The sequence below is a fragment of the Croceitalea sp. MTPC6 genome (assembly GCF_036985525.1).
GTDB lineage: Bacteria > Bacteroidota > Bacteroidia > Flavobacteriales > Flavobacteriaceae > Croceitalea.
The window spans coordinates 1-635 of sequence record NZ_BTGR01000035.1 but is presented as its reverse complement, the minus strand read 5'-3'; the positions used below and the strand labels follow the sequence as shown (position 1 = coordinate 635).

General features: G+C 45.2%; 1 protein-coding gene. It reads left to right on the top strand.

Going from position 1 to position 635, the window contains the following annotated elements; genetic code table 11:
* On the top strand, window positions 1–635 hold a 635-nt coding region (locus AACP56_RS17925), incomplete at both ends, for an efflux RND transporter permease subunit (RefSeq protein ID WP_339339089.1).

Below are 635 nucleotides of genomic sequence, written 5' to 3'. Positions count from 1 at the left end.
ACAGACCTTGATGATTTACTTGGCCATACCAATGGCGTCCATAGGTGGTGTTTTCGCCCTGTGGTTAAGAGATATGCCCTTCAGTATTTCCGCAGGGGTCGGCTTTATCGTCCTCTTTGGTGTTGCCGTCCTGAACGGACTGGTAATGATCAGCGGTCTAAATGAGCTGAAGGAAGAAGGCGTGACCAACTTGAAAGACCGTATCGTAGAAGGCACAAAACGTAGGATTCGCCCAATAATGTTAACTGCATTTACCGATATTTTAGGATTTCTTCCAATGGCCATTTCAGCATCGGCAGGGGCTGAAGTGCAGCGACCCTTAGCAACTGTGGTTATAGGTGGATTGATAACTTCAACACTCTTGACGCTATTTATCCTTCCCATCTTTTACCAATGGGTCGAAAAACGGTCGGAACGGAAGAAGAAATTCAATCCAAAATTTGTTACCGCAACAGCCGTGGTCTGTCTTTTGTTTACTTCCGCTTTCGCGCCTGCCCAGAGCGCAGTCGAAGGGAAAGCACAACAAGTCCAACCTCAAGATTCTTTACCAATTGTTTCATTGGAAAGAGCAGTAGAAATTTCCAAGGAAAACTATCCGTTATTGAAAACGAAACAGTTGGAAATTCAACGACAGG